19 protein-coding genes and 1 pseudogene are annotated in these 24,072 nt (G+C 64.7%); 10 read left to right on the forward strand and 10 right to left on the reverse strand.

The window, feature by feature from the left end; translation table 11 throughout:
• Positions 1-211: 211 nt before the first annotated feature.
• From CO669_RS12010 to CO669_RS12055, 9 genes and pseudogenes are all read right to left on the reverse strand, one after another.
• Positions 212-805, reverse strand: a complete 594-nt coding sequence (locus tag CO669_RS12010; RefSeq protein WP_097660008.1) for a GNAT family N-acetyltransferase — start codon at positions 803-805, stop codon at positions 212-214.
• Between the two features lie 295 nt (positions 806-1,100).
• The gene (glpK, locus tag CO669_RS12015) at positions 1,101-2,606 is read right to left on the reverse strand and encodes a glycerol kinase GlpK (RefSeq protein ID WP_097660009.1); all 1,506 of its coding nucleotides are present in this window, start codon (positions 2,604-2,606) and stop codon (positions 1,101-1,103) included.
• 305 nt (positions 2,607-2,911) lie between these two features.
• Positions 2,912-3,318: pseudogene (locus CO669_RS12025) on the reverse strand (endonuclease domain-containing protein).
• A gap of 105 nt (positions 3,319-3,423) precedes the next feature.
• Positions 3,424-4,197: an SDR family NAD(P)-dependent oxidoreductase gene (locus CO669_RS12030; protein ID WP_245444284.1), complete on the reverse strand. Its 774-nt coding sequence runs from the start codon at positions 4,195-4,197 to the stop codon at positions 3,424-3,426.
• A gap of 163 nt (positions 4,198-4,360) precedes the next feature.
• A complete protein-coding gene (gene pimD, locus CO669_RS12035) occupies positions 4,361-5,503 on the reverse strand; it encodes a pimeloyl-CoA dehydrogenase small subunit (RefSeq protein WP_097660011.1) in 1,143 nt (380 codons plus the stop codon).
• Positions 5,504-5,694: 191 nt separating this feature from the next.
• Entirely contained in the window at positions 5,695-6,885 is a 1,191-nt protein-coding gene (gene pimC, locus CO669_RS12040; protein WP_097660012.1) for a pimeloyl-CoA dehydrogenase large subunit, read from the reverse strand.
• A gap of 150 nt (positions 6,886-7,035) precedes the next feature.
• The gene (locus CO669_RS12045) at positions 7,036-8,223 is read right to left on the reverse strand and encodes an acetyl-CoA C-acyltransferase (protein ID WP_097660013.1); all 1,188 of its coding nucleotides are present in this window, start codon (positions 8,221-8,223) and stop codon (positions 7,036-7,038) included.
• On the reverse strand, positions 8,220-9,902 hold the full coding sequence (gene pimA, locus CO669_RS12050) for a dicarboxylate--CoA ligase PimA (RefSeq protein WP_097660014.1): 1,683 nt from the start codon (positions 9,900-9,902) through the stop codon (positions 8,220-8,222). The genes CO669_RS12045 and pimA overlap by 4 nt, the downstream gene beginning before the upstream one ends.
• Before the next feature lie 123 nt (positions 9,903-10,025).
• Positions 10,026-12,122 (reverse strand): 3-hydroxyacyl-CoA dehydrogenase NAD-binding domain-containing protein, encoded by a 2,097-nt coding sequence (locus CO669_RS12055; protein WP_097660015.1) that lies wholly within the window; start codon positions 12,120-12,122, stop codon positions 10,026-10,028.
• 131 nt (positions 12,123-12,253) lie between these two features.
• Between CO669_RS12055 and CO669_RS12060 the strand changes: the two genes are divergently transcribed.
• From CO669_RS12060 to CO669_RS12100, 9 genes are all read left to right on the forward strand, one after another.
• Positions 12,254-13,120: an IclR family transcriptional regulator gene (locus tag CO669_RS12060; RefSeq protein ID WP_198963976.1), complete on the forward strand. Its 867-nt coding sequence runs from the start codon at positions 12,254-12,256 to the stop codon at positions 13,118-13,120.
• Between the two features lie 66 nt (positions 13,121-13,186).
• Positions 13,187-13,984 (forward strand): ABC transporter ATP-binding protein, encoded by a 798-nt coding sequence (locus tag CO669_RS12065; protein WP_097660016.1) that lies wholly within the window; start codon positions 13,187-13,189, stop codon positions 13,982-13,984.
• Positions 13,981-14,694: an ABC transporter ATP-binding protein gene (locus CO669_RS12070; RefSeq protein ID WP_097660017.1), complete on the forward strand. Its 714-nt coding sequence runs from the start codon at positions 13,981-13,983 to the stop codon at positions 14,692-14,694. The genes CO669_RS12065 and CO669_RS12070 overlap by 4 nt, the downstream gene beginning before the upstream one ends.
• 13 nt (positions 14,695-14,707) lie before the next feature.
• Positions 14,708-15,586: a branched-chain amino acid ABC transporter permease gene (locus tag CO669_RS12075; RefSeq protein ID WP_097660018.1), complete on the forward strand. Its 879-nt coding sequence runs from the start codon at positions 14,708-14,710 to the stop codon at positions 15,584-15,586.
• Between the two features lie 2 nt (positions 15,587-15,588).
• The gene (locus tag CO669_RS12080; protein WP_097660019.1) at positions 15,589-16,608 is read left to right on the forward strand and encodes a branched-chain amino acid ABC transporter permease; all 1,020 of its coding nucleotides are present in this window, start codon (positions 15,589-15,591) and stop codon (positions 16,606-16,608) included.
• 31 nt (positions 16,609-16,639) lie between these two features.
• The gene (locus CO669_RS12085) at positions 16,640-17,875 is read left to right on the forward strand and encodes an ABC transporter substrate-binding protein (protein ID WP_097660020.1); all 1,236 of its coding nucleotides are present in this window, start codon (positions 16,640-16,642) and stop codon (positions 17,873-17,875) included.
• Between the two features lie 119 nt (positions 17,876-17,994).
• Positions 17,995-19,221, forward strand: coding sequence for an ABC transporter substrate-binding protein (locus CO669_RS12090; RefSeq protein ID WP_097660095.1), 1,227 nt, complete (start codon positions 17,995-17,997; stop codon positions 19,219-19,221).
• A gap of 240 nt (positions 19,222-19,461) precedes the next feature.
• Positions 19,462-20,691, forward strand: coding sequence for an ABC transporter substrate-binding protein (locus CO669_RS12095; RefSeq protein WP_097660021.1), 1,230 nt, complete (start codon positions 19,462-19,464; stop codon positions 20,689-20,691).
• Between the two features lie 194 nt (positions 20,692-20,885).
• Entirely contained in the window at positions 20,886-22,169 is a 1,284-nt protein-coding gene (locus CO669_RS12100; RefSeq protein WP_097660096.1) for a glycerate kinase type-2 family protein, read from the forward strand.
• Between the two features lie 159 nt (positions 22,170-22,328).
• Here the strand turns inward: CO669_RS12100 and CO669_RS12110 are convergent, their stop codons facing one another.
• On the reverse strand, positions 22,329-22,850 hold the full coding sequence (locus CO669_RS12110) for a MarR family winged helix-turn-helix transcriptional regulator (protein WP_097660022.1): 522 nt from the start codon (positions 22,848-22,850) through the stop codon (positions 22,329-22,331).
• A gap of 178 nt (positions 22,851-23,028) precedes the next feature.
• Here CO669_RS12110 and CO669_RS12115 point away from each other — a divergent pair, with 178 nt between their 5' ends.
• Positions 23,029-24,069, forward strand: coding sequence for a branched-chain amino acid ABC transporter permease (locus CO669_RS12115; RefSeq protein ID WP_198963968.1), 1,041 nt, complete (start codon positions 23,029-23,031; stop codon positions 24,067-24,069).
• Positions 24,070-24,072: the final 3 nt, after the last annotated feature.

The following is a 24,072-nucleotide window of genomic DNA, read 5'->3' on the forward strand; positions in this document are numbered from 1 at the left end:
AGAGCGCCACTAATGCCCGCGCGCTTCCTCAAGCATGGAATCGCGACGGAGATACCTTTTGCACTGCGATCGATCCGGCACCGCGAGTGCGGTGACTCATCTGCCGCAGCTCTAGCGCAGGCGGAAGCAATCCAGACTTTTCTCGTGGAGACGGCCTTGATTGCTTCGTCGCAAGGGCTCCTCGCAACGACGTTGGGGAAGCAGTCGCGCGCTATTCGATAACAGGCACATGCCTCGCGGCGTCGCGCGGCGCGGTGCCGTCGAGGCGGGGATCGTCCGCGATCTCGATCTGGCGGCGGAAGGGGCGGAAGCCGGAGCGCTGGTAGAAGGCGACGGCGGAGGGATGGTCTAGCGTGCAGGTGTGGACCCAGACGCGGCTGACGTCGCGTGACCAGGCGCGCTCCAGCGCGCGGTTCATCAGGAAGCGGGCGGCGCCGGTGCCGATCAGGCGACCCGTGACGCCGAAATAGACCAGCTCGCACTGGCCGGGCTCGTGGAAGTCCAGCTCCAGCAGGCCTTCGTCGCGGCCGTCCGCGGACAGAGCATAGACGTCGGTGTCGGGGGCGTGGATGATCGCGGCGAGCTCCGTGTCGCTCATGCGGGCGCGCGAGAACCACAGCCATTCCTCACCGACGCGGCGGAAGAGATCGCGGTACCAATCGAGTGCGGGGGCGTCGACCTTGCGCAGGGTCCAGTTGCCGGGGGGATCGTCACGACGCGGAGGCCGCGCGGTCATCTCCAGATGGGTGACGACGGCGGCGATCTTGCCGGCGGGGACGTCGGAATAGCCGTCGGGGAGGATCATGGATGGTTGCTTCCTTCGTTATAGGCAAGCGGGCGAGCCGTGCCGATTTGAAGAACGACGGGGGCTCAGTACTCCGTCATTGCGAGCGCAGCGAAGCAATCCAGGATCTTTCCGCGGAGGGACCCTGGATTGCTTCGTCGCAAGAGCTCCTCGCAATGACGGTGGAGAGGCAATGACGGTTGAGAGAGTGTGTGTAGCCCGGATGGAGCGCAGCGCAATCCGGGATTCTTGCCAGAGCCGGCAGGGGTCCCGGATTTCGCTGCGCTCCATCCGGGCTACGAGGCTCGCCCTGCCGCTACCCCTCCCCCTCGTCGCTCGCCAGCACACCCTTCACGGCGCGCGCCCAGCCGGCGAGCTTCCGCTCGCGCGTGGCCTGGCTCATGTTGGGCTTGAAGCGGTGCTCGAGCCGCCAGTTGTCGGCAAACTTTGTGGGCTCGGGATAGACGCCGGCGTTGAGGCCGGCGAGATAGGCGGCGCCGAGCGCCGTGGTCTCCTGGATCACGGGACGGTCGACGGGAGCGTCGAGGAGATCGGCGAGGCGCTGCATGGTCCAGTCGGAGGCGGTCATGCCGCCGTCGACGCGGAGCACGACACTGGCCGTCTCCGAGCTCGGCCAATCCGCGCGCATGGCGGCCCAGAGGTCGAAGGTCTGGTAGCAGACGCTTTCCAGCGCGGCGTGCGCAAGCTCGGCGGGGCCGGTGTTGCGGGTGAGGCCGAACAGCGCGCCGCGCACGCGCGGATTCCAGTAGGGCGCGCCCATGCCGACGAAGGCGGGAACGAGATAGACGCTCTGCATGGAGTCCGACTGATCGGCCAGCGGCCCGGTCTCGGCGGCGTGCTTGATGATGCCGAGACCATCGCGCAGCCATTGCACCGCTGAGCCCGCGACGAAGATCGAGCCTTCGAGCGCATAGGTGCGCTTGCCGTCGAGCTGATAGGCGACGGTGGTGAGCAGCTTGTTCCTGGACACCACGGGCGTGGTGCCGGTGTTGAGCAGGGCGAAGCAGCCGGTGCCGTAAGTGGATTTCATCATGCCCGGACGGAAGCAGGCCTGGCCGATGGTGGCGGCCTGCTGGTCGCCGGCGATGCCTGAGATGGCGATGGCGCCGCCGAACAGATCCGGCGTGCTCTCGCCGAAGCGGGCGGAGGAATCCTTCACCTCGGGCAGCATCGAGCGCGGCACGCCGATGATCTCCAGGAGCTCGTCGTCCCACTGGCCGGTGTGGATGTTGAACAGCAGCGTGCGCGAGGCGTTGGTGGCGTCGGTGGCATGCACCTTGCCGCCGGTGAGGCGCCAGAGCAGGTAGCAGTCGACGGTACCGAACATCAATTCGCCACGCGCGGCGCGGGCGCGGGCGCCGGGGACGTGGTCGAGAATCCATGCGACCTTGGTGCCGGAGAAATAGGGATCGATGATCAGGCCGGTCTTCTGCGAGATCACGCCCTCGCGGCCGTCGGCCTTCAGTTTCGCGCAGATGTCGGCGGTGCGGCGGTCCTGCCAGACGATGGCGCGGTGCACGGCCTGCCCGGTGGCGCGATCCCACACCACGGTGGTCTCGCGCTGGTTGGTGATGCCGATCGCGGCGATGTCCTTGGCCTTGATGCCGGCCTGCTCGATCGCCTCGCGGCAGACCATCACGGTCGAGGTCCAGATGTCCTCCGGCTCGTGCTCGACCCAGCCCGAGGCCGGAAAATGCTGCGGAAACTCCGCTTGAGCCTTCGCCGCAATGGAAATATCGCCGCGAAACACGATCGCGCGCGAGGAGGTGGTGCCCTGGTCGATGGCGAGGACGAAAGACATGGAAGCTTACCCTGGCGTTTGGCTTGGCGTTCCCTTGGAGGGAGTCATTGTGTCGCGCCAAAGGGAGCGGATTAGGGCGGCAAGGTCAAGGTTGGTCTCGCTTACCCTCCCCTGGAGGGGTCCGGGACGAGCGTAGCTCGCCCGTGGGTCGGCTCACATGAAGCGAAGCGACATGTGAGACGGGGTGGGGTGAAGGTCTCTCCACATCGAACAGTGCCCGTGGGGAGAGATCACCCCACCCCGCCCGCGCTGCGCGCGATCGACCCTCCCCCTCCAGGGGAGGGTAAGAAAGGGCGCTTCTGAATCTACGTTGGCATCCTTCGCTTGCGGTGGTGCTGGAGGTGCATGGCTTCTGCCTCCCGCGATCCGTACAGCTCGACATAGATCCGTTCGAGCACAGCGGTCAGGTCAGTCGCGATCTCCGAATTCCAGAATCGGATAACGCGGTAGCCTTCGTTCTCTAGCCAGCTCTGCCGCGCGCGATCGTGTTCGGCCACACCGTCTTCGTTATGATGTCCACCATCTAACTCTATGATGAGGCGTTTGGCGGGACAAAAGAAGTCGACGACGTAGGGTCCGATTGGGCTTGCCGGCGGAAGTGCGAGCCGTCCATCGACAAGTCTTTGAGAGCGCGCCACAGCATCCGTTCATGCGGTGTCGTGTTAGCCCGGAGTTTCTTCGCGGCGGCGCGTCGGATTGATGTTGAGACCATTTGTGCGGCTTCATCCCACCCCGCTCGCGCTTCGCGCGAACGACCCTCCCCCTCCAGGGGAGGGTAAGGGAAGCGCTGACGTCGACGCAACTAAAGGATGTCGAACTACACCGCCGCCGTCGTCACGCCGCCGTCGATGACGATGGTCTGGCCGGTCATGAAGCTCGACGCATCCGAGGCGAGATAGGCCACCGCGCCGGCGATCTCGTCGGGCTCGCCGATGCGGCGCAGCGGCGTGGTGGCGGTGCGGCGCTTCAGCATGGCTTCGTCTTCCCACAGCGCGCGGGCGAAATCGGTCTTGACAAGGCCCGGCGCGATGCAGTTGACGCGGACGCCCCTCGGACCCCATTCGCCGGCCAGCGAGCGGCACAGCGCGAAATCGGCGGCCTTCGAGATGCCGTAGGCGCCGATCACGGTCGAGCCGCGCAGGCCGCCGATCGAGGAGATGATGACGACGGAGCCGCCTCCGCGCTCGGCCATCTGCGGGATCGCCAGCGCGGAGAGCCAGATGTTGCTCTTGACGTTCGAGCCCATGATCTTGTCGAAGGCCTCGTCCGTGATGTCGAGCAGCGGGCCGTAATAGGGATTCACCGCGGCGTTGCAGACGAGGATGTCGATCTTGCCGTAATGCCTGGTCGCGCCCGCGATCAGCGCCTCGACCTCGGCCTTGCGCGCGATGTTGCAGGGGATGACGATGGCGTCACCACCGGCCGCGACGATGCCGTCGGCGACTTCCTTGCAGGCGTCGGCCTTGCGCGAGGACACGACGACCTTGGCGCCGAGCTTGGCGAGCAATTCGGCGGAGGAGCGGCCGATGCCGCGGCTGGAGCCGGTGACGACCGCGACCTTGCCGGTGAGATCGAACGGGGTGTTTTTCATGATTGTTGAGCTCCCTTGCGTCCGCTTGCTCGGTGTCATCGCCCGACTTGATCGGGCGATCCAGTACTCCGCGGCTGAGCTTGCGTGAACGAACTGCCGCCGCGGAGTACTGGATGCCCCGGTCAAGCCGGGGCATGACGGTCTTTGTGGAGTCAGGTCAAACCTAGATCAACCCGCCCGCATCCGCGACGCGGCGCTGATGGTAGTCGGTGTCGCCGAACGAGTTCTCGATCATGGTGAGGCGCTTGAAGTAGTGGCCGATCTTCGCCTCCATGGTCATGCCGATGCCGCCGTGGAGCTGGATCGCCTGCTGTCCCACGAACTTCAGCGACTTGCCGATCTGCACCTTGGCCGCGGCGATGGCGTTCGAGCGCTCCTTGGCGTTCTCGAAATCGTTCGCCATGGTCGCGAACATCGACATCGAGCGGGCCTGCTCGGCCGCGACGAACATGTCGGAGGCGCGGTGCTGCAGCGACTGGAACGAGCCGATCGCGACGCCGAACTGCTTTCGGGTCTTGATATACTCGACGGTGGTCTTGAGGGATTCATCCATCAAGCCAACCGCTTCGGCGCACAGCGCGACACGGGCTTCGTCAACCACGCGCTCAATCAGCGCGAGCGAGTCCTCGGGATTGCCGATCACGGCATCGCTGCCGACTTCGACGCCGGTGAAGGTGATGTCGGCGGCGTGCAGGCCGTCCTGGGTCGGATAGGATTTCTTCGTGACGCCCTTGGCATTCGCCGGAACCAGGAACACGCCGATGCCGCTACTGTCGCGGCGGTCGCCCTTGGTGCGCGCGGTGACGACCAGCGTGTCGGCGTTCTCGCCATTGAGCACGACGAACTTCTCGCCGTCGATGACCCAGCCGTCGCCCTTCTTCTTCGCCGTCGTCGAGACGTCGAAGAGATCGTAGCGCGAGTTCTTCTCGAGCTGGGCGAACGCCAGCGTCTTGCTGCCGTCGATGATGCCGGGGATATAAGCCGCCTTCTGCGCATCGCTGCCGGCGTGGCGCAGGAAGCCGCCGCCGATCACGACCGTCGCCAGATACGGCTCCAGCACCAGCGCCTTGCCGAGCGCTTCCATCACGATCATGGTCTCGACGCCGCCGCCGCCGAAGCCGCCATCGGCTTCGCTGAAGGGCAGGCCCAGCAGGCCCTGTTCGGCGAGCTTGAGCCAGACGGCTTTGCTCCAGCCGCCCTTCTCCTTCATGTACTTCTTGCGCTGCTCGAAATCGTAGGAATCGGTCAGCAGGCCGTCGATGCTTTCCTTGAGAAGCCGCTGCTCCTCGTTCAGATCAAAATCCATGTTTCTCTCCAAATCGGCGGGAATTGCCCTGCCGTCGCCTCATCCTCAGACGTCATCCCCGCCTTGTGCGCAATTGCGCACTGGAGCGGGGATCCAGTAAACGCAGCAACCTGTCGTACTCGCGACTGCCGCGGCGTACTGGGTCCCCCGCCTTCGCGGGGGACGACACCGTTATTGCCTCGTGCAGTCCATCAAAGCCCCAGCACCGCCTTGGCGATGATGTTGCGCTGGATCTCGTTGGAGCCGCCGTAGATCGAGACCTTGCGGTTGTTGAAGTAGCTCGGCGCGATCTGGGCGGTCCAGTCCATGGCTTCGTTCGAGCCGTCGTCGCCATGCACGTCGTAAGGCGCGGCGAACGGGCCGATCACTTCCATGAGCAGTTCGGTGGTGGTCTGCTGGATCTCGGAGCCCTTGATCTTCAGCACCGAGGAGGCCGGATTGGGCTTGCCCTTGCCGTGCTTGCCCTCGTCGGCGACGACGCGCAGCTGCGTCAGCTCGAGCGCCTTCAGCTCGATCTCGCAGGCCGCCAGCTTCTCGCGGAACGCGGCATCCTGGATGATCGGCTTGCCGCCGGCTTCGACCTTGCCGGCGAGATCGCGGATGCGGCGCAGCCGCTCCTTGGAGACGCCGACCCGGGCGATGCCGGTGCGCTCGTTGCCGAGCAGGAACTTTGCGTAATCCCAGCCCTTGTTCTCCTCGCCGATCAGGTTCTCGATGGGCACCTCGACGTCGTCGAAGAAGACCTCGTTGACCTCATGGCCGCCGTCGATGGTCTGGATCGGGCGCACGGTGACGCCCTTCGACTTCATCGAGAACACGATGAAGGAGATGCCCATCTGCTTCTTGGCGTTGTTGTCGGTGCGGCAGAGGCAGAAGATCATGTCGGCGTGCTGGGCCAGCGTGGTCCAGGTCTTCTGGCCGTTGATGATCCACTTGTCGCCACGGCGCTCGGCCTTGGTCTTCAGCGAGGCGAGGTCCGAACCCGAGCCCGGCTCGGAGAAGCCCTGGCACCACCAGTCGTCGACATTGGCGATGCGCGGCAGGTACTTCTTCTTCTGCTCCTCGTTGCCGAAGGTGTAGATGACCGGACCGACCATGCTGACGCCGAAGGCGAGCGGCTGCGGCGCCGGATAGGACTGCAGCTCCTCGTTGAAGATGTAGTGCTGCACGGAGGTCCACCCGGTGCCGCCATACTGCTTGGGCCAATGGCTGACGCCCCAGCCCTTCTTGTTGAGGATGCGCCACCAATTCACCATCTCGTCCTTCGAGAGGTGGCGGCCTTCGACCATCTTGCGCCGCGTATCCGGCGGCACGTTGTCCCGGAAGAACTGCCGCACTTCCTCGCGAAACGCCTGCTCTTCTTTCGTGAATGCGAGATCCATCGGATCCTCCTGTGAACAGTTTTGTCCTTACCAAATCCGCCGTCATTCCGGGATGCGCCGTAAGGCGCAGGCCCGGAATCCATATCCCCGATTGGTGGTTATGGATTCCGGGCTCGCCGCTTTGCGGCGCCCCGGAATGACAGAAACATTTTACTGCAGCACCTCAAACAGGCCGGCTGCGCCCATGCCGCCGCCGACGCACATGGTGACGACCGCGTATTTCGCCTTGCGGCGACGGCCTTCGATCAGGGCGTGGCCGGTGAGGCGCGCGCCCGACATGCCGTAGGGATGGCCGACCGCGATCGCGCCGCCGTCGACATTGATCTTCTCGGGGTCGATGCCGAGCTTGTCGCGGCAATAGAGCACCTGCACCGCGAAGGCTTCGTTGAGCTCCCACAGGCCGATGTCGTCGACGGTGAGGCCGTGGCGCTTGAGCAGGCGCGGCACGGCGAAGACCGGGCCGATGCCCATTTCGTCCGGCTCGCAGCCGGCCGAGACGAAGCCGCGGAAGATGCCGAGCGGCGCAAGACCGCGCTTGGCGGCTTCCTTGTCGCTCATGATCACCGACGCGCTGGCGCCGTCGGACAGCTGGCTGGCATTGCCGGCGGTGATCGAGAAGCCCTCGCCGCGCACCGGCTTGAGGCCGGCAAGACCTTCGATCGTGGTCTCGGGACGCGGACCCTCGTCCTGCGACAGCGTGACGTCCTTCATCGACACCGCGCCGGTCGCCTTGTCGGTGACCGCCATCTGCGTCGTGATCGGCGCGATCTCGTCCTTGAACTTGCCGCCCTGCTGGGCCGCCGCGGTGCGGCGCTGGCTCTCGAGAGAATACTCATCCTGCTTCTCGCGCGAGATGCCGTAGCGCTTGGCCACGACCTCGGCGGTGTCGATCATGGGCATGTAGACCTCGCCCTTGATCTTGAGCAGCGCCGGATCCTGGGCGTGGAAGCCGTTCATCTTGTCGTTCTGCACCAGCGAGATCGACTCGCCGCCGCCGCCGACCGCGATCTCGACGCCGTCGAAGATCACCGAGCGGGCGGCAAGCGCGATCGCCTGCAGGCCCGAGGCGCACTGCCGATCGATGGTGGTGCCGGCGACGGTGACGGGCAGGCCGGCGCGGAGCAGCGCCTTGCGCGCGATGTTGCCGCCGGTCGCGCCCTGCTGCAGGGCTGCGCCCATCACGACGTCCTCGATCTCCTTCGGATCGACCTTGGCGCGCGCGACGGCTTCGCCGATGGCGTGGCCGAGCAGCGTTGCGCCCTCGGTGGCGTTGAGCGCGCCGCGATAGGCCTTGCCGATCGGGGTGCGGGCGGTGGAAACGATGACGGCGTCGGTCAAGAACGACCTCCTGATACGGGTTGGATGGATTGTGACGGTTTCTGCTGCTGGCGCAATTCGTGGCGCGACAATTTTCCGACCGGCGTGCGCGGCAAATCGTCGACGAATTCGACCTCTACAGGCAATTCGTGCTTGCCGACCTTGCCGGCGAGCTGCGCGCGCAGCTCGTCGAGCGAGAACGGCTTTGCGTCCGGCTTCAGCTTGATGAAGGCCTTGGCGGCCTCGCCCCGATACTGGTCGGGAATGCCGAGCACGATCACCTCGTGCACGCCCGGAATGGTGTAGATCGCCTGCTCGATCATCTGCGGGTAGACGTTGAAGCCGCCGGAGATGATCATGTCCTTCTTGCGATCGACCAGGAAGAAATAGCCGTCGGTGTCGACATAGCCGATGTCGCCGGTGAGGAAGCGGCCGTCGACGAAGGCATCCGTGGATCCCTCCGGCTTGTTCCAATAGCCCCTGGTGACGTTCGGGCCCTTGATGCGGATCTCGCCGACCTCGCCGGGCCGCAGCACGCGCCTCGGGTCGTCGAGCGCAACGACGTCGAGCTCGATGCCGGGCAGCATCAGGCCGATCGAGCCCGGCTTGTCGGGGCCGGTGGGCGGATGACCGGTACCGGGTGAGCAGGTCTCGGTCATGCCCCAGCCGCTGCGCAGCTTCTTGCCGACCTTGCGCTCGAAGAAATTGGCGATCTCCACCGGCAGCGGCGCGCCGCCGGAGCCGATCGTCGCGAGCGAGGAGAAATCCCGCTTTTCGAGATCGGGGAGCGCCGCGATCGCGATCCACATCGTCGGCACGCCCGGGAAATAGGTGGCGCGCTTGACCTCGATGTCGCGCATCACGGCTTCGACATCGAAGCGCTGATGGATCGAGATCAGATTGCCGCGGCTGAGCGAGGACAGCAGCACCACGGTGAGCGCATAGATGTGGAACAGCGGCAGCACGCAGATCACGCGCTCGATCACGTCGCCACGTGCCGCGCGTGTCGGCTTGCCCCAGACGTCATAGATGGACACGGCCGAGGTGAGGTTGCCGTGCGTGAGCATGGCGCCCTTGGGCAGGCCGGTGGTGCCGCCGGTGTATTGCAGCAGCGCGACGTCATCGGCCGTCACGGACGGCCACTGCGCGGGCACTGCGGCGCCTTCGACAAACGTTTTGAAGGTGACGATGCGGGGATCATCGGGGATCGCCGCCTGCGGCGTGCCGACCTTGCCCCAATCATCGTCCTCGCAGACGACGAGGCGGTCGATCAGGCCCTTCTGCAGAAATTTCAGCGCGGTTGGCAGCAGCGCGGCCAGATTGGAGGTGACGAGCAGGCGCGAGCCGGAGTCGGAGACCTTGTGGGTCAGCGCGATCTCGCCGTCGAGCGGCGACAGATGCGCAACGCGGGCGCCGGCCTTCAGCGCACCGAAGAAGTTGACGGGATGATCGGGTGAATTGCCGAGGAACAGCGCGATCGACGTACCCTTGCCGCAACCGGCACGGAGGAACGCAGCGGCGGCGCGATCGGCCTGAGCTGCAAGCTCCGTGTAGGTGATCGGCCGGTCGCGAAACTCCAGCGCGATCCGCGGGCCGTAATTCGCCGCGGCGTTCGACAGCAAATCGGGAATCGGGCCCTGGACGATGGCGTCGTCCCAACGCACGCCCTCGGGGTAAAACTGCTCGCCGGGATGGGTCATTGCTTCCTTAACCACACGGACGTCATTCCGGGGCGGCTCGAAGAGCCGAACCCGGAATCTCGAGATTCCGGGTTCGCCCTGCGGGCGCCCCGGAATGACTGAGAGTTGGAGCCCAAAGCTCGCTCACGCCGCCTTCGACGCCGCGGCCAGCGAGGCAAAGGTCTTGCCTTCGGCCGCGAGCTTCTTCAGCAGCGGTGCGGGCTCGAGGCTCGGATCGTTGGTCTCCTTGGCATAGAAGGCCAGACGATCGGCGATGTGCTTGAGGCCGACGCTGTCGGCCCAGAACATCGGGCCGCCGCGGTAGATCGGCCAGCCATAGCCATAGAGCCAGACCACGTCGATGTCGGAGGGACGCGCCGCGATGCCCTCTTCGAGGATCTTCGCACCCTCGTTGATCATCGGGTACATCATGCGCTCGAGGATCTCCTCGTCGCTGACGACGCGCTTCTTGCGGCCGAGGCGCAGCAGCGTCTCGTCGATCAGCTTCTCGACCTCGGGGTCCGGCATCGGCGAGCGGGAACCGGCTTCGTACTTGTAGTAGCCCTTGCCGGTCTTCTGGCCGAAGCGACCGGCTTCGCACAGCGCGTCCGCGATCTCCGACTTGATGCCGCGGTCCTTGCGCGAGCGCCAGCCGATGTCGAGGCCGGCGAGGTCGCCCATCGCGAACGGTCCCATCGGCATGCCGAACTTGGTCACGACGGCATCGACCTGCTGCGGCAGGGCGCCCTCGAACAAGAGCTTCTCGGATTGCTTGCCGCGCTGGGCCAGCATGCGGTTGCCCACGAAGCCGTCGCAGACGCCGACCACGGCCGGCACCTTCGCAATCTTGCGCGCAATGTTCACCGCGGTGACCAGCGCATCCGGCGCGGTCTTGTCGGCGCGCACGATCTCGCACAGCTTCATGACGTTGGCCGGCGAGAAGAAGTGCATGCCGAGCACGTCCTGCGGCCGCTTGGTCGACTTCGCGATCTCGTCGATGTTCAGATACGAGGTGTTGGAAGCGAGCACCGCGCCTTGCTTGACGTACTGGTCGAGCTTGCCGAACACCTCCTTCTTCACCGCCATGGTCTCGAACACGGCTTCGATGACGAGGTCGGCATCGCCGACATTCTCGATGCCGACGACGCCGTTGATCAGCGCCATGCGCTTGGCGGGCGCGTCAGCCGGGATGCCGCCGCGCGCCGCGGTCGCTTCCCAGTTCTTCTGCATGATGCCCATGCCGCGCTTGAGCTGCTCCTCGCCCGTCTCGATCAGGGTGACGGGGATGCCGGCATTGGCGAACGACATTGCGATGCCGCCGCCCATGGTGCCGGCGCCGAGGATGGCGACGCGATTCACGGGACGCGGCTTGGTGCCTTCAGGGACGCCCGCAATCTTGGCGGCTTCGCGCTCGGCGAAGAAGGCGTAACGCTGCGCCTTGGACTGGTCGCTGGCGACGAGCTTGAGAAAACCCTCGCGCTCCTTCTTCAGACCTTCCTCGAAAGGTAGGTCAATGGCGTAGCCGACGGCGTCTGCGGCGGCGAACGGCGCTTCCAGGCCGCGCGACTTCTTGGTCATGGCCGCGACCGCATTGGTGAAGATCGAGCGGTCGGCCTTGGCGGCCGCGATCTTGGAATCGTCGTCGCGCAGGCGCCGCAGCGGGCGCTTCTCGGCCAGCAGCTTGCGCACGAAGGCTTCGCCGCCCGCCGCCGGACCCTCGACGATCTCCTCGATCAGCCCGCTCTTCAGCGCTTCCGCAGCGCCGATGGGATCGCCACCGACGATCATCTTGACGGCAAGCTCGGGACCGACCGCGCGCGGCAGGCGCTGGGTGCCGCCGGCACCCGGCAGCAGGCCGAGCTTCACCTCGGGCAGGCCGAGCTTGGCCTCCTTCACTGCAACGCGGAAATGACAGGCAAGCGCGACCTCGAGGCCGCCGCCGAGCGCGGTGCCATGGATCGCGGCAACCACGGGCTTGGGCGAATTCTCGATCTCGGACAGCACGTCGTTGAGCGCCGGGGCCTTCGGCGGCTTGCCGAATTCCGTGATGTCGGCGCCCGCGATGAAGGTGCGGCCGGCACAGGTCAGCACGATGCCCTTGATGGCGGGATCGGCGACAGCGGCCTTGACGCATTCCAGAATACCACCGCGCACTGCGGCACTCAGCGCGTTGACCGGAGGGCTGTTGACCGTGACGATACCGACCTCGTCATGACGCTCAAGCTTGACCACTTCGCTCACGGTGTTCCCTCCTTGGTGGGGATTAACTTTTGTTCGATTTCGCGGTGCGGAATTTAATTCCGCATCTTGACGGCAGGGTTATTTTGAAGCACGTGGCTTGTCAACGACTCCGCGCAAGAAGCAGATCAGGGATGAAGCGTACAGGAAAGAAGACTGCGACCGATCGGAATTTCGTCGTCGCGCTTTCCCGCGGACTGGACGTATTGCGAGCCTTCCACCCCAATGACGGCCTGCTCGGCAATCAGGAGATTGCGTCGCGCACCAATCTGCCGAAGCCGACGGTTTCGCGGCTGACTTACACGTTGACCAAGCTCGGTTATCTCGCGCCGGTTCCCCGCTTCGAGAAGTACCAGCTCACACCCGCCGCGATGTCGCTCGGCTACGCGGCGCTCGCCAATCTCGGTGTTCGGCATTTGTCCGAACCGTTTCGCGAGGACGTGATGCGCGCGACCGGCGGCGCCGTCGCCGTCGGCGGCCGCGATCGTCACAGCATGATCTATTTCGGACAGAGCCGCGGCAGCGAAACGGTCGGCGTTCAACTTGACGTCGGCTCGCGCGTGCCGATTGCAACCAGCGCGATGGGCCGCGCCTATTTCTGGGCACTCGACGACGCCGACCGCGCGGAGCTGTCGCGCCTGTTGCGCGAACATTACGGCAGCCGCTGGCCGAAGATGCGCGACGGGCTGGAACGCTCCGGCGAGACCGTCGCGAAGTACGGTTTTGCGATTTCGGTCGGCGACTGGCACGACGATATCGGCGCCGCCGGCGTCGCGCTCAAGCTCAACGACGGAACCGGACCTTACGCGTTCAACTGCGGCGCGCCCGCATTCCGCTTCACGGAAGAGCGTTTGATCAACGACATTGGACCCCGTCTGCTAGCGATGGTAAGGAACATCGAAGCGGCGCTCGGGGGTCTGATGCCGCATTCCAAAAAAGACGTCAGCAAAAAGCTGAAATCAGGAGGGAAAGTTGCTCGTTTGGCCGAGGGGATCAGATAGGCTTTGTCAACGTCGGGAGCGGTTCGTATCGCCCCTTCGCTCACTGAACGACGTGAGCGAGACGAGATGACGCAGGCACAGCTCGCGCAGGGGACATCGCCCCTGCTCGCCGTTCGCGACGTCAGCGTCGTGTTCGGCGGCATCGTCGCGCTCAACGGCGTGTCCTTCGACATGCAGAAGGGCCAGATCCTCGGATTGATCGGCCCCAACGGTGCCGGCAAGACCACGCTCTTCAACTGCCTGTCCCGGCTCTACCAGCCGTCATCCGGCGACATCCTGATGGAGGGCGCGAGCATCCTGACGCGGCCGCCGCACCGGATCGCCGAGATCGGCATCGGCCGCACCTTTCAGAACGTCGCGCTGTTTCCGAACCTCTCGGTGATGGACAACGTTCGCGTCGGAACCCACGCCCGGACCTCCAGCGACATCATCAGCGACTCGCTGCGCCTTGCCTGGATTCGCCGCAGCGAGACCGACGTGAACAAGAAGGTGCACGACATCCTCGCCTATCTCGATCTCGAGGACGTCGCCCACACCGTCGTGTCCGGCCTGCCCTTCGGCACGCAGAAGCGCGTCGAGCTGGCACGCGCGCTCGCGGCCGACCCGAAGATCCTGCTGCTCGACGAGCCCGCCGGCGGCCTCAATCACGAGGAAGTCTACGTGCTCGGCGACCTCATCCGCAAGATCCGCGACGAGCGCCACATGACCGTGCTGCTGGTCGAGCATCACATGGGACTCGTGATGTCGATCGCCGACCACGTCGTCGCGCTGAATTTCGGCAAGAAGCTCGCAGAAGGCACGCCCGCCCAGGTGCAGGCCGACCCCGACGTCATCAAGGCCTATCTCGGGAGCAAGGACCAATGACGACGCTGCTCAACGTCAAGGACCTGCGCGCCTATTACGGCCAGGTGCAGGCGCTGCACGGCCTGTCCTTCTCGCTCAACGAGGGCTCGCTGACGACGCTGCTGGGTGCCAACGGCGCCGGCAAGACCACGACGCTGCGCGCGATCTGCAACATGGTGCGCTCCACCGGCGGGATCGAGTTCGATGGCAAGCCGCTGAACAACCGCTCGACCGAGAGCATCGTGCGGTTCGGCATCGCCCATGTGCCGCAGGGGCGCGGCACCTTCACCAACATGACTGTGGAAGAGAATCTCCAGCTGGGGGCCATCACCCGCAAGGACAGTGCCGGCATCGTCTCCGACATCGAGCGCATGTATGCGCATTTCCCGGTATTGAAGCAGCGCCACACCCAGCAGGCCGGCACGCTCTCCGGCGGCGAGCAGCAGATGCTCGCGGTCGCCCGCGCGCTGATGCTGCGGCCGCGGCTGATGCTGCTGGACGAGCCCTCCTTCGGCCTCGCGCCGCTGGTGGTGCGCGACCTGTTCGGCATCCTCGGCAAGATCAACCGCGAGGACAAGGTGTCGATCCTGGTGGTCGAGCAGAACGCGCAGCTCGCACTCGAGCTCGCCGACCAGGCCTACGTGATCGAGACCGGCCGCATCGTGATGTCAGGCAACGCCAAGGACATCGCGAACAACGAAGAAATCCGCAAATCCTATCTGGGTTACTGAGGGAGCCGGGACAATGGAGCTGTTCACCAATCAGGTCCTGGCCGGCATCGCCACGGGCGCGATCTATGCCTGCATGGCGCTCGCCGTGGTCATGATCTACCAGGCCATCGACCATCTGAACTTCGCGCAAGGCGAGATGGCGATGTTCTCGACCTTCATCTCCTGGCAATTGATGCAGTGGGGCGTGTCCTATTGGGCCGCCTTCGTGATCACGCTGGCATTCTCCTTCGTCGCCGGCATCGCGATCGAGCGCATCCTGTTCAAGCCGCTCGCCAAGGCGCCGGTTTTGACCAACGTCGCCGGCTTCATCGCGCTGTTCGCGATCATCAACTCCTCGGCCGGCCTGATCTGGGACTTCACCATCAAGCAGTACCCGACGCCGTTCGGGTCCGCGCCGTTCCTGGGCAGCCAGCTGATCTCGACCCACCAGGCCGGCATGATCGGCGTCACCGTGCTGCTGCTGCTCGGCCTCTATTTCTTCTTCCAGTACACCCGCATCGGTCTTGCGATGCGGGCCGCGGCCTCGGTGCCTGAATCGGCCCGCCTCGTCGGCATCAACACCAGCTGGATGATCGCGCTCGGCTGGGGCATGGCGACGGCGATCGGCTCGATCGCCGGCATGCTGATCGCACCGGTCGTGTTCCTGGAGCCCAACATGATGGGCGGCGTGCTGATCTACGGCTTCGCCGCGGCGGTGCTCGGCGGGCTCTCCAGCCCGTTCGGCGCCGTGGTCGGCGGCTTCCTGGTCGGTGTCTTCGAGAACCTCGCCGGCACCTATATCCCTGGCGTCGGCAACGAGCTGAAACTCCCGATCGCGCTCGCGCTGATCATCTCCGTCCTGGTCGTCAAACCCGCTGGCCTGTTCGGCCGGCAAATCGTCAAGCGAGTTTGATCATGAGCGCAGCAGAAGAAGTCGTTGCCGAAGGCCACCAGGCCGTCGAGGCCGTTCCGAAGCGAGCCATGACGCTGGGCACCGGCACCTCGCTGGTGGTGCTGGCGGCGCTGTTGATCGTGCCGATGTTCGTCAAGAACTTCATCATCTTTCAGATGACGATGCTCCTGATCTACGGGCTCGCCGTGCTGGCGCTCAACATCCTGACCGGCGGAAGCGGCCAGTTCTCGCTCGGCCAGAGCGCCTTCTACGCCGTCGGCGCCTATACGTCGGCGGTGCTGATGGAGCACGGCAACATCAATTACGCGCTGACCATTCCGATTTCCGCCACGGTCTGCTTCGGCTTCGGGTACCTGTTCGGCAAGCCGGCCTTGCGGCTTTCGGGCGTCTATCTCGCGCTCGCGACCTTCGCGCTTGCGACCGCGATGCCGCAGCTCCTGAAGCTGAACTTCCTGGAACACTGGACCGGCGGCGTGCAGGGCCTCGTCGTCACCAAGCCGGACGCGCCGTTCGGCCTGCCGATGTCACAGGACACCTGGCTGTACTACTTCACGCTCATCGTCACGGTCGCGATCTACCTCCTGTCGGTGAACCTGCTGCGCTCGCGGTCGGGCCGCGCCTTCATGGCGATCCGCGACAACGAGATCGCGGCGTCCTCGATGGGCGTCAACGTCGCGCTCTACAAGACGCTGGCGTTCGGCGTGTCGGCGGCGGTCACCGGCGTCGCCGGCTCGCTCGGCGCCATCGCAGTGCAGTTCGTGGCCCCCGACAGCTACACCATCACGCTCGCGATCTCGCTGTTCCTCGGTATGGTCGTCGGCGGCGTCGGCTGGCTGCCCGGATCGTTCGTCGGTGCGGCCTTCATCATCTTCGTGCCGAACATGGCGGAGAGCATTTCCAAGGGGCTCTCCGGCGCCGTGTTCGGCGTGCTGCTGTTCCTCGTCATCTACCTCGTGCCGCACGGCGCAAGGCAGATCGCGATCCTGGGCCAGCAATTCGCAGGCAAACTCAAGAAGAACTGAAGACCCGTTGGACTAAAAGAAGGAGATCGAATTGTATTTTGGAAGAACACTGCGAGCCGCCGCGCTGGTCACGGCAACGGCGACCGTTGCCCTCACCTCGACCGCTGCACTGGCCCAGAAGAAATACGACACCGGCGCGTCCGATACCGAGATCAAGATCGGCAACATCATGCCGTACAGCGGTCCGGCGTCGGCTTATGGCGTCATCGGCAAGACCGAAGAAGCCTATTTCAAGATGATCAACGACAAGGGCGGCATCAACGGCCGCAAGATCAACTTCGTCACCTATGACGACGGCTATTCGCCGCCGAAGGCCGTCGAGCAGGTCCGCAAGCTGGTCGAGAGCGACGAGGTTCTGGTCGTCTTCAACCCGCTCGGCACGCCCTCGAACAGCGCGATCCAGAAGTACCTCAACTCCAAGAAGATCCCGCAGCTGTTCGTCGCCACCGGCGCCACCAAGTGGAACGACCCGAAGAACTTCCCCTGGACCATGGGCTGGCAGCCCTCCTACCAGAGCGAAGCGCAGATCTACGCCAAATGGCTGATGAAGGAAAAGCCCAACGCCAAGGTTGCGGTCCTCTATCAGAACGACGATTTCGGCAAGGACTACCTCAAGGGCACCAAGGACGGCCTCGGCGCCAAGGCCTCGTCCATGATCATCATGGAAGAGAGCTACGAGGTGTCCGAGCCCTCGATCGACGGTCACATCGTCAAGATCAAGGCGGCCAACCCCGACGTGCTGCTGATCTACACCACGCCGAAGTTCGCGGCGCAGACCATCAAGAAGACCGCCGAGCTCAACTGGAAGCCGCTGCAGATCCTCACCAACGTGTCGATCTCGGTCGGCAGCGTGATGAAGCCGGCCGGCTTCGAGAACGCCGAGGGCGTGTTGTCGGCGGCCTACGCCAAGGACTCCACGGATCCGCAGTGGGCCAACGATCCCGGCATGAAGAAGTGGAACGAGTTCGTCGACAAGTACATGCCCGGCGCCGACAAGTCCGACACCAGCATGGTCTACGGCTACGGCGCCGCGTCGACCCTCGCCAAGGTGCTGGAAATGTGCGGTGACGATCTCACCCGCGCCAACATCATGAAGCAGGCCGCGAGCCTGAAGGATTTTGCACCGGACACCCTGCTGCCCGGCGTCAAGATCAACACCAGCGCGACCGACTTCGCCCCGATCGCCCAGCTGCAGATGCAGCGCTTCAAGGGCGAGAAGTGGGAACTGTTCGGCGAGATCATCAGCGGCGACGTCGCCTCCGAGTGACACGCTGACGTCATAGTCCGACCCTCGAAGCCCCCGCGAGCGATCGCGGGGGCTTTTTGTTGACGTCACGCGTCAATCTTGTTCAATGCGGCGCCGATCCAACTCGGGGTGGGAGAATGATGACTGCCGTTCGATTTCAGGTTGCGGCGCTTCTGGCCGTCGCCGCGTTGTGCACTGCGATGGACAGCGAGGTGCTGGCGCAGAAGAAATACGACAGCGGCGCTTCCGATACCGAGATCCGAATTGGCAACATCATGCCCTATAGCGGCCCGGCCTCGGCCTATGCCGCAATCGGCAAGGCCGAAGAAGCCTATTTCAACAAGGTCAATGCCGAGGGCGGCATCAACGGCCGCAAGATCAAGTTCATCTCCTACGACGACGGCTATTCGCCGCCGAAGACCGTCGAGCAGGCGCGCAAGCTGGTCGAGAGCGACGAGGTACTGCTGCTGTTCGGTTCGCTCGGCACCTCGACCAACAGCGCCATCCGCAAATACATGAACGAGAAGAAGGTACCGCAATTGTTCGTGGCAAGCGGCGCCTCGAAGTGGAACGACCCGAAGCAGTATCCCTGGACCATGGGCTGGCAGCCGAGCTACGCCAGCGAAGCGCGCATCTACGCCAAGTACATCATGAAGGAGAAGCCGGACGGGAAGATTGCCGTGCTCTACCAAAACGACGATTTCGGCAAGGATTACCTGAAGGGGCTGAAGGACGGCCTCGGCGCCAGGGCCTCGATGATCGTGCTGCAAGAGCCCTACGACACGACCGAGCCCGCCATCGACGAGCATGTCGTGAAGCTGAAGGCCTCGGGCGCCGACGTCTTCATCAGCATCACCACGCCGAAATTCGCCGCGCAGGCGATCAAGAAGGCGGCGGAGATCAACTGGCATCCGGTCTACATCGTCTCCAACGTCTCGGCCTCCGTCGGCGGGGTGATCGAGCCGGCCGGCCTCGAGATCTCACAAGGCATCCTGTCGGCGACCTACACCAAGGACGGCTCCGATCCGCAGTGGAATGCCGATGACGGCATGAAGAAGTTCTACAACTTCGTCGCGCAATACGATCCCAAGGCCAACAAGCTCGATGCCGGCGTCGTGTTCGGTTACGCCGCAGCTCAAACCATGGTGAAGGTGCTGCAGATGTGCGGCGACGACCTCACCCGCGAGAACGTCATGAAGCAGGCCGCGTCGTTGAAGGATTTCGAGCCCGACACGCTGCTGCCCGGCATCAAGATCAACACCGCGCCGGACAATTTCGCCCCGATCGAGCAGCTGCAGATGATGCGTTTCAAGGGCCGGAAATGGGAGCTGATCGGGGACGTCATCTCCAGCGAGATGGATCATTGACGCGACACAACTCAAAATCGCTCCCGGACCGGCCAAACAACTCAAGACAGCCGCCCCTTCTCGCAGTCGCACACGAGAGCCGTGCCGCCGCTGACTACTAAAGACGCAGCCCCTGCGACCCCGTCGCCGGGGCTTTCTGTTGAAGCCGCTGGCCAAATCGTATTGAATTGCCGCCGCGCCACCAAAACAATCAAGACAAGAAAAGGGACGCACACACACCAAGAAAATAGGGAGATAGGAATGCCCGCTGTCACCGGCAAACTTGCAGCCGCTTCACTGGCGCTTGCCCTCATTGCGGCCTCGGCCTCCACCGCATCGGCCCAGAAGAAATACGATACCGGCGCGACCGATACCGAGATCAAGATCGGCAACATCATGCCCTACAGCGGACCGGCCTCCGCCTACGGCATCATCGGGCGGACCGAAGCCGCCTATTTCAAGAAGATCAACGACGAGGGCGGCATCAACGGCCGCAAGATCAACTTCATTTCCTATGACGACGGCTATTCGCCACCGAAGACCGTCGAGCAGGCGCGCAAGCTGGTCGAGAGCGACGAGGTGCTGTTCATCTTCAACTCGCTCGGCACGCCGCCGAACTCGGCGATTCACAAATACATGAACTCCAAGAAGGTGCCGCAGCTGTTCGTCGCCACCGGCGCCACCAAGTGGAACGACCCCAAGGACTTCCCTTGGACGATGGGCTGGCAGCCCAACTACCAGAGCGAAACGCAGATCTATGCGAAGTGGCTGTTGAAGAACAAGCCGGACGCCAAGATCGCCGTGCTCTATCAGAACGACGACTACGGCAAGGACTATTTGAAGGGCCTCAAGGACGGCCTCGGCGCCAAGGCCGCTTCGATGATCGTCATGGAGGAGAGCTATGAGACCTCCGAGCCGACCATCGACAATCACATCGTGAAGCTGAAGTCGACCGGCGCCGACGTCTTCATGAACATCACGACGCCGAAATTCGCGGCGCAGGCGATCAAGAAGAACGCCGAGATCGGCTGGAAGCCGCTGCACTTCCTCAACAACGTGTCGGCCTCGGTCGGCAGCGTGTTGAAGCCGGCTGGTTTTGAAAATGCGCAGGACATCATTTCCGCCGACTACCTCAAGGACGTTTCCGATCCCGAATGGAATAACGACCCCGGCATGAAGGAATTCCTGGCCTTCATGACCAAGTACTTCCCGGAAGGCGACAAGCTCGACCACGGCACGATCGTCGGCTACGGCGTCGCGCAGACCCTGGTCCAGGTGTTGAAGCAGTGCGGCGACGATCTCACCCGCGCGAACGTCATGAAGCAGGCCGCCAGCCTGAAGGACTTCCGCACCGAGGTTCTGCTGCCCGGCGTCCAGATCAACACATCGCCGACCGACTTTGCACCGATCAGCCAGCTCCGGCTCGAGAAGTTCAAGGGCGAGAAGTGGGAACTGTTCGGCGACGTGATCAGCGCCGACGTCGGCGGCTAGTCCGCCGACGAGTTGACGACGGAAAGCCCCCTGCGAGACCCTCGCAGGGGGCTTTTGCTTGCCTGCCGATTATGATTACGCGATTGCATAATCGAATGATGGCAAAGCCCGCTTACGCTTTGCCGCACGATGCGGTAGGCAGGGGAACGGCGGCATCCGTCGCCGCTCAGCTCCGTCTGCCCAAGGCCAACGTCATGACCGACCGACGTCCCCTGCTCCGCGCGCTCTACGACGCCGCCGTCGCTGCCGCTCATCCCAACGTGGTGCTGGCGCCACACTTGCGGCCCGCACCCAGGGGACGCGTGATCTGCCTCGCCGCCGGCAAGGGCGCGGCTGCCATGGCCGCGGCGGCCGAGCGGCATTATCTTGACACGCTTCACCTCGCACCGGAACGCCTCGTCGGCATCGCCACCACGCGTCACGGCTACGGCGTGCCGACGCGCCGCATCCGCGTGGTCGAAGCCGGCCATCCCGTGCCTGATGAGGCCGGCCTGAAGGGCGCGGCCGACACGCTCGCGCTCGCAGGCGAAGCCGGACCGGACGATCTGCTCCTGGTGCTGCTCACCGGCGGCGGCTCGGCGAACTGGATTGCACCGAGCGAGGGCATCAGCTTTGCGCAGAAGCAGGCGGTCAACAAGGCGCTGCTGCGTTCGGGCGCACCGATCGGCGAGATGAACGTCGTGCGCAAGCATCTCTCGCGCATCAAGGGCGGGCGTCTGGCGCGCGCCGGCAGGAATGCCGCCGAGATCGCGACGCTCGCGATCTCCGACGTGCCGCATGACGATCCTTCCGCGATCGCCTCGGGCCCCACCGTGCCCGATCCGACCACGCTGGCCGATGCGCGCGCCATCGTCGCGAAATACAAGCTCGCCATCGACGATGCCGTGCGCCGCGCGCTCGATGACGAACGCAACGAAAGCTGCAAACCCGACGATGCCGCATTCGCGCGCGCGCATTTCGAACTGATCGCGCGGCCCAAGCAGTCGCTCGACGCCGCGGTCAAGCTCGCGCGCGACTCCGGTTACGAGACGATCGATCTCGGCGCCGATCTCGAGGGCGAGGCGCGCGAGGTCGCTGCCGCCCATGCCAGGATGGCGCTCGACGCGCGCGCGCAAGGCAAGCGCCTCGCGATCCTCTCCGGCGGCGAGCTCACGGTGACCGTGCGCGGCAACGGGCGCGGCGGACCGAACCAGGAATACGCGCTGGCACTGGCCGCGCTGTTGAAGGACACGCCCGGCATTGCGGCGCTCGCCGGCGACACCGACGGCGCCGACGGCGGCGCCGGCCACCCCACCGATCCCGCCGGCGCGCTGATCGACGCGGCGACGTTCGCGAAGATGAAGGCGCTGGGGCTCAAGCCACAGGCCTATCTGGACAACAACGACGCGACCACCTTCTTCGAGGCGACGGGGGATCTGCTGCAGCCCGGCCCGACGCTCACCAACGTGAACGATATCCGGGTGATCCTGGTGGATTGAGGCGCCTGCTCCAATGGCGGTGTCGTTCCCTGCGAAGGCGGGGAAGCCAGTGCGCCGTGGCTTCTCCGTATCCGACGACGGCCGCCGGAATACTGGATCGCCTGCCTTCGCGGGCGATGACAGCGGAGAATGGGGATCAGCTGCCCGAAAACGGGCGGCTCAAAACTCGTTGGCGACCTTCGAGAGCATCGCGATCAGGGCTTCGCGGTTGGCCTGGCCGAGCAGATCGTTGAGCCGCGCCTCGTGCTTGCTGGCGACGAGCTTCTTGGCGCGCGCCAGCACGGCCTTGCCCTTGTCGGTCAGCACCAGGATGTGCGAGCGGCGGTCGTTGGTGGAGCGGATCCGGGCACACAGGTCGCGGCTCTCGAGATTGTCGAGCATCGCCACGAAGTTCGGCCTGAGGATGCCGAGGGTGGAGGCGATCTCGGTCTGGTTACGGCCCGGATTCTTCTCGACCAAGAGCAGCACGGAGAACTGCGCCGGCGTGAGCTGGAGCGAGGCCATGCAGCGCAAGAAGTTCTCGAACACCTTGAGCTGCGCCCGCTTCAGCACATAGCCGAGCTGCTCGGAGAGCTCGCCGAGCTGGAGGGCTTCCGCCTGCGGCTCGCCCGCGTCCTTGCGGCCCTTGCCTGCCTCGCCGGACTTTTCGGAGGACTTCTCAGCGGTCTTGGAAACGGTCATCGCCTCGTGCTCGTAATCCCGCTAAATTCGGGTCGGGTCGTTCCTCACCCTTGATGTTATATTTGATAATTGTTATGGACCATATCAAATATCGCCAGCGCATTTCAATGGCTGTGAGGGGACCATCCACCGCAATTGCGGAGACCGGTCCTTAAATCTTGAGGGGGAGCGTCCGGTCTTGAATACCACCATCATGCTGTTCCTGGTGCAGGACGGCATCACCAATGGCGCGATCTATGCGCTGCTCGGCCTGGCGCTGGTGCTGGTGTTCGCCGTCACCCGCGTCATCCTCATTCCCCAGGGCGAATTCGTCACCTACGGCGCGCTGACCTATGCCTCGCTGGCCGCCGGCCAGATGCCGGGCACGGCGAAGCTCGCGCTGGCGCTGGGCGTCGGCGCCTTCGCCTTCGACCTGTTCGTGGCGCGCAGGGCGCTGCATGGGCGCCTGATCCTGCGCAGCCTCGTCACCAATGTCGCGCTGCCGGCCATCGTGCTGGCGTTGACCACGTACTTCGCCGCCCAGAAGCCACCGGTCGCGGTCTCGATCGCGCTGTCGCTGGTGATCGTCGCCATGATCGGGGTTTATCTCTACCGCATCGCATTCCAGCCGCTGGCGCACACCTCCGTGCTCGTGCTGCTGATCGCATCGGTCGGCGTCCACCTCGCGCTGCAGGGCCTCGGCCTGTTGTTCTTCGGCGCCGAGGGCCAGCGCGGACCTGCGGTGCTGTCCGGCGCGTTCACCGCCGGCGCGCTGCGCTTCACCGGCCAGAGCCTCACCGTCTACGGCATCACCATCGCCTTCATCGTCGGGCTCTGGCTGTTCTTCGGCCTGACGCTGTACGGCAAGGCCCTGCGCGCGACCGCCGTGAACCGGCTGGGGGCGCGCCTCGCCGGCATCCGCACCACGCTATCGGGGCAGATCGCCTTCCTGCTGGCCTCCGTCATCGGCGCGCTGTCGGGCATCCTGATCGTGCCGATCACGACGCTCTATTACGACAGCGGCTTCCTGATCGGCCTCAAGGGTTTCGTCGCCGCGATCATCGGTGGCCTCGTCAGCTACCCCTTGACCGCGGTCGCGGCGCTGGTCGTCGGCATCGTCGAGGCGTTCTCGTCCTTTTATGCCTCCAACTACAAGGAGGTGATCGTTTTCATGCTCTTGATCCCCGTGCTGCTGCTGCGTTCGCTCGCCGCGCCTGCGGTCGAGGAAGAGAAGGACTGAGGC

Source organism: Bradyrhizobium sp. Y36, assembly GCF_002531575.1.
Classification (GTDB): domain Bacteria; phylum Pseudomonadota; class Alphaproteobacteria; order Rhizobiales; family Xanthobacteraceae; genus Bradyrhizobium.

Bases quoted from the DNA above. Each gene is read 5' to 3' on its own strand.
- pimC (WP_097660012.1), bottom strand. From the start codon at position 6,885: ATGGATCTCGCATTCACGAAAGAAGAGCAGGCGTTTCGCGAGGAAGTG.
- CO669_RS12075 (WP_097660018.1), top strand. From the start codon at position 14,708: ATGGAGCTGTTCACCAATCAGGTCCTGGCCGGCATCGCCACGGGCGCG.
- CO669_RS12090 (WP_097660095.1), top strand. From the start codon at position 17,995: ATGACTGCCGTTCGATTTCAGGTTGCGGCGCTTCTGGCCGTCGCCGCG.
- CO669_RS12065 (WP_097660016.1), top strand. From the start codon at position 13,187: ATGACGCAGGCACAGCTCGCGCAGGGGACATCGCCCCTGCTCGCCGTT.
- CO669_RS12010 (WP_097660008.1), bottom strand. From the start codon at position 805: ATGATCCTCCCCGACGGCTATTCCGACGTCCCCGCCGGCAAGATCGCC.
- CO669_RS12030 (WP_245444284.1), bottom strand. From the start codon at position 4,197: ATGAAAAACACCCCGTTCGATCTCACCGGCAAGGTCGCGGTCGTCACC.
- glpK (WP_097660009.1), bottom strand. From the start codon at position 2,606: ATGTCTTTCGTCCTCGCCATCGACCAGGGCACCACCTCCTCGCGCGCG.
- pimA (WP_097660014.1), bottom strand. From the start codon at position 9,902: ATGACCCATCCCGGCGAGCAGTTTTACCCCGAGGGCGTGCGTTGGGAC.
- CO669_RS12070 (WP_097660017.1), top strand. From the start codon at position 13,981: ATGACGACGCTGCTCAACGTCAAGGACCTGCGCGCCTATTACGGCCAG.
- CO669_RS12110 (WP_097660022.1), bottom strand. From the start codon at position 22,850: ATGACCGTTTCCAAGACCGCTGAGAAGTCCTCCGAAAAGTCCGGCGAG.
- CO669_RS12100 (WP_097660096.1), top strand. From the start codon at position 20,886: ATGACCGACCGACGTCCCCTGCTCCGCGCGCTCTACGACGCCGCCGTC.
- CO669_RS12080 (WP_097660019.1), top strand. From the start codon at position 15,589: ATGAGCGCAGCAGAAGAAGTCGTTGCCGAAGGCCACCAGGCCGTCGAG.
- pimD (WP_097660011.1), bottom strand. From the start codon at position 5,503: ATGGATTTTGATCTGAACGAGGAGCAGCGGCTTCTCAAGGAAAGCATC.
- CO669_RS12060 (WP_198963976.1), top strand. From the start codon at position 12,254: ATGAAGCGTACAGGAAAGAAGACTGCGACCGATCGGAATTTCGTCGTC.
- CO669_RS12095 (WP_097660021.1), top strand. From the start codon at position 19,462: ATGCCCGCTGTCACCGGCAAACTTGCAGCCGCTTCACTGGCGCTTGCC.